Below are 12,652 nucleotides of genomic sequence, written 5' to 3'. Positions count from 1 at the left end.
ATAGTTTATTTTTAAAATTAAGTAGCTTTTCGATAAGTGATATCCTTTATAATTAATATAAGGTATGATAATAAAGGTATGGATAAATTATGAGACAGTTACACTTTTTAATATAGATTATCAGTTCTTTTTGATATGATAATAGCATAGTGTAAATGTAAGAGAATGAATGATAGAGGTGAATGAATGTTAACGACAAAGAGCTTGGTAGAACGTTTTAAACTTGAATTAATCGCAGGTGAAGCAGGTTTAAATAAACAGATCAAAAATACAGATATTTCTAGACCTGGATTGGAGATGGCGGGATATTTTTCGCATTATGCATCAGACCGCATTCAATTGTTAGGTACTACAGAATTATCTTTTTATAATTTATTACCGGATGAAGAGCGTAAAGGTCGTATGAGAAAACTATGTCGTCCTGAAACGCCGGCAATTATTGTTACGCGAGATTTAGAACCACCTGAAGAATTAATTGAGGCGGCAAAAGAACACGACACGCCTTTAATCACTTCAACAACCGCAACGACACAATTAATGAGTCGTCTAACTACGTTTTTAGAACATGAATTAGCACGTACTACTTCATTGCATGGCGTACTGGTGGATGTGTATGGTGTCGGAGTTCTTATAACTGGAGATTCGGGAATTGGTAAAAGTGAAACGGCCCTAGAGTTAATTAAACGAGGTCATAGACTTGTTGCTGATGACAATGTTGAAATTAGAGAAATTAGTAAAGATGAATTGATTGGTAGAGCACCGAAATTAATAGAACATCTTTTAGAAATCAGAGGTTTAGGCATAATTAATGTGATGACATTATTTGGTGCAGGATCAATTTTGACCGAAAAACGTTTGCGTTTAAATATTCATCTAGAGAACTGGCATAAAGATAAATTATACGATCGTGTAGGTTTAAATGAAGAAACGTTAAGAATCTTAGATACTGAGATTACGAAAAAAACGATACCTGTACGTCCTGGTCGTAACGTGGCAGTGATTATTGAAGTCGCAGCTATGAACTATAGATTAAATATTATGGGAATTAACACGGCTGAAGAATTTAATGATCGTCTCAATGCGGAAATAATGCGCAATGGAAACAATAGTGAGGAGAATAAATAATGGTATTAAACTATATCGATCCAATTGCGTTTGAATTAGGACCGATTTCGGTACGTTGGTATGGCATAATAATTGCTGCTGGTATATTGCTAGGGTATTTTATTGCGCAAGCCAGTGTGAAACGCATTGGATTTCATCAAGACACATTAGTTGATATTATTTTTTGGAGTGCAATTATTGGCTTCGTGGTAGCGAGGATTTATTTTGTCATTTTCCAATGGCCATATTATGCACAACACCCAATTGAAATACCTATGATTTGGCAAGGTGGTATTGCTATTCATGGTGGGCTCATAGGTGGTTTTGCTACGGGTATTATTATTTGTAAGCAAAAGAATATTAATCCATTTCAAATTGGTGACGTTATTGCACCAAGTATGATATTAGGTCAAGGTATCGGTAGATGGGGGAATTTCATGAATCATGAGGCACACGGTGGCCCTGTTTCAAAAGCGTTCCTCGAGCAATTACATATTCCCGATTTCATTATTAATAATATGTATATTAATGGAAAATATTATCAGCCGACGTTTTTATATGAATCGATATGGGATGTATTAGGTTTTGTGGTACTCATTTTATTACGAAAACATCTTCGTATTGGTGATACGTTCTGTCTCTATTTGATTTGGTATTCTATAGGTAGATTTTTCGTAGAAGGCATGCGTACGGATAGTTTGATGCTGACGAGCGATATTCGTGTTGCACAGCTTGTATCAGTGCTACTCGTTATTATTGGTATTAGTATCATGATTATTAGACGAGTGAAATATAATTCGCCGCGCTATAAAGATGTTGGACCATTGGCTTGGCCAAATCTAAAAGAGAAGTGATGAGATAACATGCGTAATTTAAAAAAACGAACTGTAGATGGTGTTAATCCATTATGGCGAATGTATCGTTATGTTAAAAGCGTAAAAATGTTTAGACAAACCGTGCTAATCGAGCTATGTCGATATCTGCCAAATGTTAAACTCAAGCATTGGGTTTATTGTAACTGTTTGAAAATGTCGATTGGGCCAAACACTGCATTTGCATTTAAAGTGGTTCCAGATTTATTATATCCAGAGTACATTACAATAGGAGAAAATTGTGTGATTGGTTATAATACAACGATTTTAACACATGAATTTTTAGTCGATGCCTTCACAACGGGTCCCGTTAAAATTGGAAATCATACGTTGATTGGTGCAAATGTGACGATTTTACCAGGAGTTACGATTGGTGATTATGTGAAAATCGGTGCCGGTTCAGTTGTATCTAAAGATATTCCAGATCATGCGTTAGCGTATGGTAATCCCATACAAATAAAATATAAATGAACCTTTAGGAGGTGGCTATGGATGGCGCGAAACGACAATATCATTCCTATGAACTTTGATAGTCAATTTTATAAAAAATTGGCTAATCAAAAATTCCATCAACAAGAATACAAGAAGGCTGCTGACTACTATAGCAAAGTGCTTGAAATGTCACCTCAAGATTTTGAGACGAAAGTCATATACTCAGAATGCTTGGTTCACCTAGGATTAGGAAATAAAGCGGAGCATCTATTTTATGAAAGCATTGCTCAAGGTGAGGCAACTGAAGAAAGCTATTTTCAGTTAAGTCAGTTGAATATCACAATGAATGAAGCTAACAAAGCGTTTTTATTTGGAATGAATTATGTAGCACTTTCCGAGGATGAAAGCTATCAAGAGGAGCTCGAAGAAATGTTCGAGGTGTCCTATCATTCTGCAGAAAAAATCGAAATTGAATGCCAATTATTTGCGATACAGTTAATATTTCAATATTTGTTTTCACAAGGAAGACTTCCTGAGGCACGAGACTTTATATTGAGTCAAAAAACTGACATTCAAGATCATCGTGTCGTTCGTAATTTACTTGCGATGTGTTATTTATATTTGAATGAATATGAAACAGCGAAAGAAATGTTTGAACGCTTGTTAAGCGAAGATAATACAGATGTACATGCACTTTGTCATTATACGCTGTTATTGTATAACACGAATAACAATGAAAAATACGAACGCTATTTAAAAATACTCAGCAAAGTAGCGCCAATGAATGATGATGAATCATTTAAATTAGGTATTGTGCTGTGTTATTTAAAACAATATGAAGCTTCTCAAAAAATACTTCAACCTTTATATAGAAAAGGTAAATTTCTTTCTATCCAAATGTATAATGCACTTAGTTACAATCATTACTATTTAGGGAACCTCGAAGATAGTAAATACTTTTGGGGTAAATTACAAGAGATAAGTAAAGTGGATGTAGGTCATGCGCCATGGGTTATAGATGAAAGTAAAGCATATTTTGATCAACAAGTATTACCTTTATTGTTAAATGATAATAGTCACCATAGGTTGTATGGCATCTTCCTTTTAAATCAGCTTAAAGGCAGAGAAGTACTTCTGACGCAAGAAATCTGGGGCGTTCTAGAATCAATGAACGATTATGAAAAACTGTACCTCACTTATTTGATTCAAGACTTAAAATTAAATAAATTAGAGTTTATTCATAAAGGCATGTTGATGCTTTATGGTGTTGAATCATTGAAAAATAATGAAGAATTGTTTATCGTATGGATTGACCAAGCTGAAGCAATCATCGCTGAAAAAATTGAACTCACACATGTTAGAGATTATGTTGCTGCTTGTGTATATATGTATTATCGTAATACTGATATAAAAATTACGAAGCAACAAGTTTTAGAATGGTTTGATATTTCAGCTTATCGTTTAAATAAAACGATAGATTATTTAGTGAGCATATAAGTTTATAAAATGCAAGGAATCGTATATACTTCGCATAATGAATGATTAAACAGGAGGCAATTTAAATGGCTGAACAAGTAGATTTTGATATAGCAATTATCGGTGCAGGCCCAGCAGGTATGACTGCAGCAGTTTACGCTTCACGTGCAAATCTAAGTACTGTAATGATTGAACGTGGTATGCCAGGCGGACAAATGGCAAATACAGAGGAAGTTGAGAACTTCCCTGGCTTTGAAATGGTAACTGGACCGGACTTATCAACGAAAATGTTTGAACATGCGAAAAAATTTGGCGCAAAATATCAATATGGTGATATTAAATCAATTGAAGATAAAGGTAATTACAAAGAAATTAATCTAGGTAATAATGTAATTACAGCACATGCAGTTATTATTGCAACAGGAGCAGAATATAAAAAAATCGGAGTACCAGGTGAACAAGAACTTGGTGGCCGTGGTGTAAGTTATTGTGCAGTATGTGATGGTGCATTCTTTAAAGGGAAAAAATTATTTGTTATCGGCGGTGGAGATTCAGCTGTTGAAGAAGGTACATTTTTAACTAAATTTGCTGATAGTGTGACAATAGTACACCGTAGAGACGAATTACGTGCGCAAAAAATCCTTCAAGATCGTGCGTTTAAAAATGACAAAATCGATTTCATCTGGAGTCACACATTGAAAACAATCAATGAGAAAGATGGAAAAGTAGGCTCTATTACAATAGAATCAACGAAAGATGGTGCGGAACAAACACTTGACGCTGATGGTGTTTTTGTTTATATAGGTATGAAACCATTAACTGCTCCGTTCCAAGACTTAGGTATTACTAATGAAGTTGGCTATATCCTAACAAATGAAGATATGAGTACAAATATCCCTGGTGTTTATGCAGCAGGAGATGTACGTGAGAAAGGTTTACGCCAAATCGTAACTGCAACTGGTGATGGTAGTATTGCAGCACAAAGTGCAATTGCGTTCATAGAACATCTTAAAGATACTATTGAAGCATAATATATTCGTATTCAATAACCAATAAATTCAGTCATAGCTAGAATGTGAGCTTACCAATTATGTAAGTTGCAGCATTCTAGCTTTTTTCATAAGGTTAACATGATTTACTTTGCTTTCGTAATTCAACCATTCGTTATACGCAGCAATTGAAACGCACAGTGAATCGTTCAATAGTGCATTTTATAAGGAATAATTTTATATAAATAGAAAACATTTAATAACTTAATTTAAAATACATAAATGAATATTTGCTATGATATGATTAAACTACTACCTAAGACCTTTTTCATGTAAAATAATATATGATAGCATAAGATTGTTAGACTTGTTTATAGTGAAATGTAGCATTCATATTAATATAATGAACTGTTAACAATGTAAAAACATTTTATGATTAAATAAATCGACGGATGGTGTAAATAATGCAACTAGAAGAAAAAGAAATAGTTAAAAGTGAATTGTTAGTCGTGACAGGGTTATCAGGTGCAGGTAAGTCTGTAGTTATTCAAAGTCTAGAGGATATCGGATACTTTTGTGTTGATAATTTACCACCCATACTTTTACCAAAATTTGTTGAATTGATGGGACAAGGTAATCCATCATTGCAAAAGGTAGCAATCGCCATTGATTTACGAGGAAAAGAATTATTCAAATCGCTGATTAAAGAAATGGATTTGGTTAAAAGTAATACCGATGTCATCGTAGATATGATGTTTTTGGAAGCGTCAGATGAGCGTTTGATTTCCAGATATAAAGAAACACGTCGTGCGCACCCTTTAAATGAAAACGGACAACGTTCATTGATAGAAGCGATAGAAGAAGAACGAGCATTATTGAATGAAATTAAAGGTTTAGCAAATTATACAATCGATACAACCCAAATGAAACCGAAAGAATTACGTAAAAGAATTAACGATTATTTCAATCAAAGTAATGTGCAAACATTTAACATTAATGTGACAAGTTTCGGATTTAAACATGGCATTCAGAGAGATGCCGACCTCGTGTTTGATGTACGTTTTTTACCGAATCCACACTACGTTGATGAATTGCGACCGCTCACAGGCGAAGATGAACCTGTGTATAAATATGTGATGAAATGGAAAGAAACAAATATTTTTTATGAAAAATTAATTGATTTACTGAAATTTATGATACCTGGCTACAAAAAAGAGGGGAAATCACAACTAGTTATTGCAATTGGTTGCACAGGAGGACAACATCGATCTGTAGCATTAGCCAAACGTATCGCAGCAGAACTCAAAGAGAGTTTTGACTATAATGTGTATGTGCATCATAGAGATGCACATGTTGAAAGTGGCGTGAAACTAAAAGATGAGAAGAATTAAACTTGTATTGATAGGTGGAGGTACCGGTTTATCTGTGTTAGCTCGTGGTTTAAAAGGGTATCCCATCGATATCACTACAATTGTTACAGTAGCGGATGATGGTGGTAGTACTGGGAAAATTAGAAGCGAAATGGATATTCCAGCGCCTGGAGATATACGAAACGTAATTTCTGCATTAAGTGAAACAGAATCTACGTTGGAACAATTATTCCAATATCGTTTTAAAGAAAATCAAGTCGAAGGGCATTCTCTAGGTAATTTACTTATTGCTGCTTTGACGAACATTACTGATGATTTTGGACATGCTGTAAAAGAACTAAGTAAAATTTTGAATATTAGAGGACGTGTCATTCCTTCTACAAATACGAGTGTCAGATTGAATGCTGTTATGGAAGACGGAGAAGTCGTTTACGGTGAATCTAAAATACCTAAGAAAAACAAAAAAATTGAACGTGTATTTTTAGAACCAGAAGATGTAACCCCTATGGAAGAAGCTGTAGAAGCAATAGAAGAAGCAGATTTAATTGTCATGGGGCCGGGATCATTATATACAAGTGTGATTTCAAACTTATGTGTGAAAGGTATAACAGATGCGTTACTTAAAGTAGATGCACCCAAACTATATGTATCAAATGTGATGACACAACCAGGTGAAACAAACAATTATTCTGCTGTCGATCACGTCAATGCCATACATGACCATATGGGTGGTAAATGTATTAATTATGCGATTTGCAGCACGCAAGATTTTCATGGTGATGTCATTGAACGTTATAAGAAAGACGGTGCAGAACCGGTAAAATGTAATAACGATGAAATGGAAGCACAACATATTAAGGTATTTACACATCCGAATTTAGTAGAAGTATCATCTGAAAATTATGTGCGCCATAATACAGAAGTGTTGTCCAAGATGATTTATGAAATTGCTATGAGAGAAACTGCTACAATTGAATTTAATCGTAAAAAAGACAACAATAATTGAGAAGATAAAGTATAGAAGGGACTGAATAACTCATGAGCTTTGCATCAGATATGAAAAATGAACTGACAAGAATTGAAGTTGACGAAGAAAATGCAAAAGCAGAGCTCAGTGCTCTTATTCGAATGAATGGAGCGCTCAGTCTATCAAATCAGCAATTTGTAATCAACGTACAAACAGAAAATGCCACAACTGCCAGACGTATTTATTCACTAATTAAAAAAGTGTTTAGTGTTGAGGTCGAATTACTTGTTAGAAAAAAAATGAAACTGAAAAAGAATAATATCTATATTTGCCGTATTAAAACACGTGCACGTGAGATATTAAATGAATTAGGTATTTTAAAGGATGGCGTGTTTACGCATGAAATTGATGAAGCAATGATAAGAGATGATGATATGAAACGTAGTTATCTACGTGGTGCATTTTTAGCGGGTGGTTCTGTAAATAATCCGGAAACGTCATCTTATCATTTGGAAATATTTTCATTATACGAAGATCATTCAGAAGGTATAACTCAACTCATGAATGAATATGAGCTAAATGCAAAACACCTTGAGCGGAAAAAAGGGAGTATTGCATATCTAAAAGAAGCAGAAAAAATATCAGATTTCCTAAGTTTAATTGGCGGCTTCCAAGCGTTATTGAAGTTTGAAGATGTGCGTATCGTACGTGACATGAGAAACTCAGTAAACCGTTTAGTGAATTGTGAAACAGCAAATTTAAATAAAACGGTTAGTGCAGCAATGAAGCATGTCGAAAGTATCCATTTGATTGATCAGGAAATTGGTTTAGATAATTTGCCAGATAGATTACGCGAAATAGCGAAACTTAGAATAGAGCACCAAGAAGTATCACTGAAAGAGTTAGGTGAAATGATGTCCATCGGTAAAATCTCTAAATCTGGTGTCAATCATCGTTTGAGAAAGTTAAACGAAATGGCAGATAAGTTGAGAAGCGGGGAATCAATTGAGCTCTAAATTGTCGAGTCGAGTACATATTGATGAATTATATGATTGATGTATCCTACAGATTAAATTTCTGTGTAAAATAAATTCATTCTAGTCATATATAAAATAAATATGCTAATATAAGAATATTCTTATGGAAAGCAATTAGTCATAGGCGCCTCACAGAGGTGTCTTTTTTAATACAAAAATACATGGAATAGAGGAGGGATACATCATGAATGTGGTGAAAAAGCATTATAAAAATATTGTTTTTTGTTTAATTGGTACGTTAATCAATGCAATCGGTGTAAACTGTTTTTTACTCGGTTCAAATTTAGGAGATGGTGGGACAGTTGGTATTTCACTGTCACTCATGTATGCATTTGGCCTATCACCAGCATGGACATCTTTTATTATCAATACAATTGTCGTTTTTGTAGGGTGGAAATTTTTAAGTAAAACAGTTGCGGTATATACCGTTATTTCAAATACTGCATTATCATTCTTCTTACATTTAACTGAAAATATTAATCTCGGTGTGGACAATTTTGTAATAAACTCATTATTTGGTGGCGCGATTATTGGTATTGGCGCAGGATTAGTTATATCAACTGGTAGTACACTTGGTGGTACCTCCGTTATTGCTAAAATTGTCAATAAATACACAGAAATTAAGACATCACAAGGTATTTTTATCCTAGATGCGATCGTCGTACTTTCGTTTTTAATGGTATTGCCTCTAGAAAATGTTTTATTCACAATTATTATGTTATTTGTTACTGAACGCGCAACCGCATTTATTATAGAAGGATTCAACCCGAAAAAAGCAGTTACCGTCATTTCGAATAAAAGTGAGGATATCAGCGATAAAATCAACGCTTTTACAGGCAGAGGTTCAACAATACTGACTGGTAAGGGCGGCTATGGTAAGACTGAAACGCACATGCTCTATGTCGTTGTACCACAATCTCAGGTAACTAGAGTGAAAAAGTTAGTAAATGAAGTAGATGAAAATGCATTTTTAGTTATTCATGATGTACGTGATGTTTTAGGTAGTACATTTATTAATATGAATTAATGCAGATAAAAACTACAATTTTCTAAGAATTAATGTCGAAAAAATATATGGTTATGTGACACTAGTTCTGTAAATATTACACCTTTAAAATGAATTTAAATAAAATTTTGATAAATATGGTTTACATTTTTAAAAACGGGTATGAATACGATTGTAGTATTTAATTTATTAATACACAGCAAATTTGAAGCAACTATTATATTTCGTCATTTTGAAATATAAATAGTAAAATGCTTTGGTTTACAAAAATATTGTTTTAAGAGGAGAGTAATTATGGGATTTATTTTAATGATTATTGTAGGTGGCCTAATTGGATGGCTAGCTGGCGTTATTTTAGGTAAAGATATTCCAGGCGGCATCATTGGAAATATCATCGCTGGTTTAGTTGGTTCAGCAATCGGTAGTAAATTATTAGGTACATGGGGACCAGTATTAGGTGGCGTTCCGATTATTCCAGCTTTAATTGGTGCGATTGTTTTGATTTTACTTCTTTCATTTATTTTGAAAGCACTTAGAAAATAATTTGATAATTAAGTGATGATAAATAAGAATTGAGATTTATTATCTGCTTTGATATTAAAAAAGAGCTTCCTACATAATAGGAGCTCTTTTTGTTTGATTGTGTAAATGAGAGTATCAGTTGACTGAATCCCCTCGAAGGGAATCGAACCCCTATCTTAAGAACCGGAATCTTACGTGTTATCCATTACACTACGAGGGGTTAATAAACACATTAATATTAGTGTACAAATCTTAAACGCAACGGTCAATAAGAACAATCTAAGATTCTTAAAATTTTTCGAGCGTTATTTTTTGACCATGTTTGACTTTTGGGTTAAAATAAATTTATCAATTAGAAATAAGGAGGCAATATTAATGAATTTAATACCTACAGTAATTGAAACAACAAACCGTGGGGAACGTGCCTATGACATTTACTCACGTTTATTAAAAGACCGTATTATTATGTTAGGTTCTCAAATCGATGATAATGTAGCAAACTCTATTGTATCTCAATTGTTATTCTTACAAGCACAGGATGCTGAGAAAGATATCTACCTTTACATTAACTCACCAGGCGGTAGTGTAACAGCTGGATTTGCGATTTACGATACAATCCAACATATCAAACCAGATGTACAAACTATTTGTATCGGTATGGCTGCATCAATGGGTTCATTCTTACTTGCAGCAGGTGCGAAAGGTAAACGTTTTGCATTACCAAATGCTGAAGTTATGATTCACCAACCACTAGGTGGCGCGCAAGGTCAAGCAACTGAAATTGAAATTGCTGCTAACCACATTCTAAAAACACGTGCTAAATTAAATCAAATTTTAGCTGAACGTACAGGTCAATCAATCGAAAAAATTGAAAAAGATACAGATCGTGATAATTTCTTATCAGCTGAAGAAGCGAAAGCTTATGGTTTAGTTGATGAAGTAATGATTCCAGAATCATAGAATGTGAATATGTAAAGCGAGCAAAGTCAATAAATGGCTTTGCTCGCTTTTTTATTTGCTGTTTGATTTGTGTTGTTTCTTGGCTTGATTACTTAACATTAACCTAATGGCGATCGTAGTAATACCAAGCCCAAAAATGATTAATACTAAAGATACAGTTAGCATTGCGAGTGTATTATCAAAGGCCATTGCACCATTTAAAAGAAATAATAGGCCTACAATTAATAATAAAATATGTGTTAGTCGGTCATGTTTCATATGAAATTTCGCTTCCTTATTGAATTATTGGACTAAGTCTTCAAGCGCAATTTTTAAATCTGGGTATTTAAATTTAAAGTCTATTGCTTGTAGTTTATTTGGGATTACCTTTTGTGTATCTAGTATGACTGTAGACATTTGTCCTAAAACAAGCTTCAGCATAATTGAAGGTACCCATGTTAAGTGTGGGCGATGTGTTACACGTGCAATCGTATAGCCAAATAAGTTTTGATGTTCTACGATTGGAGCTGTAAAGTTAAAGACACCTTTCGCTTTTTCTGTATTGATCGTATGCAAGATAGCTCTTGTTAAATCATCGATATGAATCCAAGAGTACCATTGACGTCCTGAGCCTAATTTTCCACCTAGATATAAATCGTAAGGTAGTTTCATCATAGGCAATGCGCCGCCTTTGTCGGAAAGAATCATTCCGAATCTGCCAATAATCACACGTGTACCTAAGTCTTCGAATTGACGTGCAAAGCGTTCCCATTGATATACGACTTCTGATAGGAAATCAAAAGGTAATGTTTTGTATAATTCTGTATATGTGCGATTTAAATCAGGTTTATAGTAACCAACAGCACTTGCATTGAAAAATACAGACGGTTTATGTTCACGCGTTTTAAATAATTCGAATAAAGCTTGTGTAGCTTGAATACGACTTAACATAATTGTTTGTTTATATGCTGTAGTCCATCTTTTATTGAGACTCGCACCTGCTAAGTTAATAACAATATCTATATTGGGAACTTGATCTTGCCAGCCTGGCTGTGACCAGTTAACATATGAAATTTTTGGATGCGTCGTCGTTATATCTTGTCTTGTGAGAATCGTGATATGTGCATCGCTTTGAATGAGTGCTTCAACGAGTTGCGTGCCAACCATACCAGTACCACCAGTTATTAAAAATTGTTTCATTTTATCACCTCATGAGTATTCATACCTAATGTTACAATCACTTTAGAAATCATCAATTGCATTTGAAGGTCATAATTTTTTCAAACTTTGTTCAATAATATGTCATTTACTTCGCTAAAGAACTATTTAAAATAAAATAGATTCACATTATAATAAAAGTACCTTCGATATGAATTAATCATCTCTTAATTATTTCGAGTATACCCCATAATATACTAACGAAGGTAAAATTTTGACTCCCTTTAGTAGTGGCCTATACGTTTAACGTATAGGTCTTTAATTATATATTAACGTAAGTAAAGCATAGGAACTATCATTTAACATCAGACCTTTTAAGTCGTGGTTTTAATAAAATGTTATAATTTAAAATAGATAAAACAAAATGAATCCAAAACCAAATAGTAGCAAACATATTGTCATAATAAAGAATGAAAAACGTGTTTTCGAATATGATTTTGAGTCATAAGTTTCGTTGTCTAACATAATTTGACGTAAACCTTTTCGATGATGCGCATCATCGCGGTCTAATGAATCAAAATCAAATGGATCATGATTTTTCATTTTTATAACACATCCTGTTATGATATTAGAGAAAGTATCAATTTTAATTTTTTATTTCTACAAAAGTATTGAAAGTGGATATTCTTTTAGCTTAAGATGAGTTTAAAGCATAATATAGTAATCTATATATGTATTTTACTATAGATATAGTTTTAGGATAACACCAAGATAAGAAAT

14 protein-coding genes and 1 tRNA gene are annotated in these 12,652 nt (G+C 33.6%); 11 read left to right on the top strand and 4 right to left on the bottom strand.

Annotated elements, in window-relative coordinates; all coding sequences use genetic code 11:
* Positions 1-186 precede the first annotated feature (186 nt).
* From hprK to BJS11_RS01610, 10 genes are all read left to right on the top strand, one after another.
* Positions 187-1,125 carry an HPr(Ser) kinase/phosphatase gene (hprK, locus tag BJS11_RS01655; RefSeq protein WP_069994421.1) on the top strand — a complete coding sequence of 313 codons (939 nt, stop codon included), beginning with the start codon at positions 187-189 and terminating at the stop codon, positions 1,123-1,125.
* Positions 1,125-1,958 carry a prolipoprotein diacylglyceryl transferase gene (lgt, locus tag BJS11_RS01650; RefSeq protein ID WP_167351801.1) on the top strand — a complete coding sequence of 278 codons (834 nt, stop codon included), beginning with the start codon at positions 1,125-1,127 and terminating at the stop codon, positions 1,956-1,958. The genes hprK and lgt overlap by 1 nt, the downstream gene beginning before the upstream one ends.
* 9 nt (positions 1,959-1,967) lie before the next feature.
* Positions 1,968-2,447, top strand: a complete 480-nt coding sequence (locus BJS11_RS01645; protein WP_069994423.1) for an acyltransferase — start codon at positions 1,968-1,970, stop codon at positions 2,445-2,447.
* Positions 2,448-2,468: 21 nt separating this feature from the next.
* Positions 2,469-3,905, top strand: a complete 1,437-nt coding sequence (locus BJS11_RS01640; protein ID WP_069994424.1) for a tetratricopeptide repeat protein — start codon at positions 2,469-2,471, stop codon at positions 3,903-3,905.
* Positions 3,906-3,970: 65 nt separating this feature from the next.
* Positions 3,971-4,915 carry a thioredoxin-disulfide reductase gene (trxB, locus tag BJS11_RS01635; RefSeq protein ID WP_069994425.1) on the top strand — a complete coding sequence of 315 codons (945 nt, stop codon included), beginning with the start codon at positions 3,971-3,973 and terminating at the stop codon, positions 4,913-4,915.
* 422 nt (positions 4,916-5,337) lie between these two features.
* Positions 5,338-6,264 carry an RNase adapter RapZ gene (gene rapZ, locus BJS11_RS01630; protein ID WP_069994426.1) on the top strand — a complete coding sequence of 309 codons (927 nt, stop codon included), beginning with the start codon at positions 5,338-5,340 and terminating at the stop codon, positions 6,262-6,264.
* Positions 6,251-7,249, top strand: coding sequence for a gluconeogenesis morphogenetic factor MgfK (mgfK, locus tag BJS11_RS01625; protein WP_069994427.1), 999 nt, complete (start codon positions 6,251-6,253; stop codon positions 7,247-7,249). The genes rapZ and mgfK overlap by 14 nt, the downstream gene beginning before the upstream one ends.
* Positions 7,250-7,281: 32 nt before the next feature.
* Complete coding sequence (gene whiA, locus BJS11_RS01620) at positions 7,282-8,226, top strand: DNA-binding protein WhiA (RefSeq protein WP_069994428.1); 945 nt, start codon at positions 7,282-7,284, stop codon at positions 8,224-8,226.
* Positions 8,227-8,431: 205 nt separating this feature from the next.
* Complete coding sequence (locus BJS11_RS01615) at positions 8,432-9,274, top strand: YitT family protein (protein WP_069994429.1); 843 nt, start codon at positions 8,432-8,434, stop codon at positions 9,272-9,274.
* A gap of 273 nt (positions 9,275-9,547) precedes the next feature.
* Entirely contained in the window at positions 9,548-9,796 is a 249-nt protein-coding gene (locus BJS11_RS01610) for a GlsB/YeaQ/YmgE family stress response membrane protein (protein WP_069994430.1), read from the top strand.
* Positions 9,797-9,923: 127 nt separating this feature from the next.
* On the opposite strand, the gene BJS11_RS01605 is transcribed toward BJS11_RS01610, so the two are convergent.
* Positions 9,924-9,995: transfer RNA gene (locus tag BJS11_RS01605), tRNA-Arg, on the bottom strand.
* A 155-nt stretch (positions 9,996-10,150) separates the two neighbouring features.
* On the opposite strand from BJS11_RS01605, the gene clpP reads away from it, so the two are divergent.
* Positions 10,151-10,735 (top strand): ATP-dependent Clp endopeptidase proteolytic subunit ClpP, encoded by a 585-nt coding sequence (gene clpP, locus BJS11_RS01600; protein WP_069994431.1) that lies wholly within the window; start codon positions 10,151-10,153, stop codon positions 10,733-10,735.
* Positions 10,736-10,786: 51 nt separating this feature from the next.
* Here clpP and BJS11_RS01595 read toward each other — a convergent pair whose 3' ends face one another.
* The 3 genes from BJS11_RS01595 to BJS11_RS01585 all read right to left on the bottom strand — a co-directional run bounded on the left by BJS11_RS01595 (position 10,787) and on the right by BJS11_RS01585 (position 12,475).
* Positions 10,787-10,993 (bottom strand): hypothetical protein, encoded by a 207-nt coding sequence (locus tag BJS11_RS01595; protein WP_069994432.1) that lies wholly within the window; start codon positions 10,991-10,993, stop codon positions 10,787-10,789.
* A 24-nt stretch (positions 10,994-11,017) separates the two neighbouring features.
* The gene (locus BJS11_RS01590) at positions 11,018-11,914 is read right to left on the bottom strand and encodes a TIGR01777 family oxidoreductase (RefSeq protein WP_069994433.1); all 897 of its coding nucleotides are present in this window, start codon (positions 11,912-11,914) and stop codon (positions 11,018-11,020) included.
* A 363-nt stretch (positions 11,915-12,277) separates the two neighbouring features.
* On the bottom strand, positions 12,278-12,475 hold the full coding sequence (locus BJS11_RS01585; RefSeq protein ID WP_069994434.1) for a hypothetical protein: 198 nt from the start codon (positions 12,473-12,475) through the stop codon (positions 12,278-12,280).
* Positions 12,476-12,652: the final 177 nt, after the last annotated feature.

This window comes from Staphylococcus caeli, from assembly GCF_900097965.1.
Lineage (GTDB): Bacteria > Bacillota > Bacilli > Staphylococcales > Staphylococcaceae > Staphylococcus > Staphylococcus caeli.
This window is presented reverse-complemented; position numbering and strand designations above follow the sequence as displayed.

Coding starts and splice junctions, on each gene's coding strand:
- hprK (WP_069994421.1), top strand. CDS start 187: ATGTTAACGACAAAGAGCTTGGTAGAACGTTTTAAACTTGAATTAATC.
- lgt (WP_167351801.1), top strand. CDS start 1,125: ATGGTATTAAACTATATCGATCCAATTGCGTTTGAATTAGGACCGATT.
- BJS11_RS01645 (WP_069994423.1), top strand. CDS start 1,968: ATGCGTAATTTAAAAAAACGAACTGTAGATGGTGTTAATCCATTATGG.
- BJS11_RS01640 (WP_069994424.1), top strand. CDS start 2,469: ATGGCGCGAAACGACAATATCATTCCTATGAACTTTGATAGTCAATTT.
- trxB (WP_069994425.1), top strand. CDS start 3,971: ATGGCTGAACAAGTAGATTTTGATATAGCAATTATCGGTGCAGGCCCA.
- rapZ (WP_069994426.1), top strand. CDS start 5,338: ATGCAACTAGAAGAAAAAGAAATAGTTAAAAGTGAATTGTTAGTCGTG.
- mgfK (WP_069994427.1), top strand. CDS start 6,251: ATGAGAAGAATTAAACTTGTATTGATAGGTGGAGGTACCGGTTTATCT.
- whiA (WP_069994428.1), top strand. CDS start 7,282: ATGAGCTTTGCATCAGATATGAAAAATGAACTGACAAGAATTGAAGTT.
- BJS11_RS01615 (WP_069994429.1), top strand. CDS start 8,432: ATGAATGTGGTGAAAAAGCATTATAAAAATATTGTTTTTTGTTTAATT.
- BJS11_RS01610 (WP_069994430.1), top strand. CDS start 9,548: ATGGGATTTATTTTAATGATTATTGTAGGTGGCCTAATTGGATGGCTA.
- clpP (WP_069994431.1), top strand. CDS start 10,151: ATGAATTTAATACCTACAGTAATTGAAACAACAAACCGTGGGGAACGT.
- BJS11_RS01595 (WP_069994432.1), bottom strand. CDS start 10,993: ATGAAACATGACCGACTAACACATATTTTATTATTAATTGTAGGCCTA.
- BJS11_RS01590 (WP_069994433.1), bottom strand. CDS start 11,914: ATGAAACAATTTTTAATAACTGGTGGTACTGGTATGGTTGGCACGCAA.
- BJS11_RS01585 (WP_069994434.1), bottom strand. CDS start 12,475: ATGAAAAATCATGATCCATTTGATTTTGATTCATTAGACCGCGATGAT.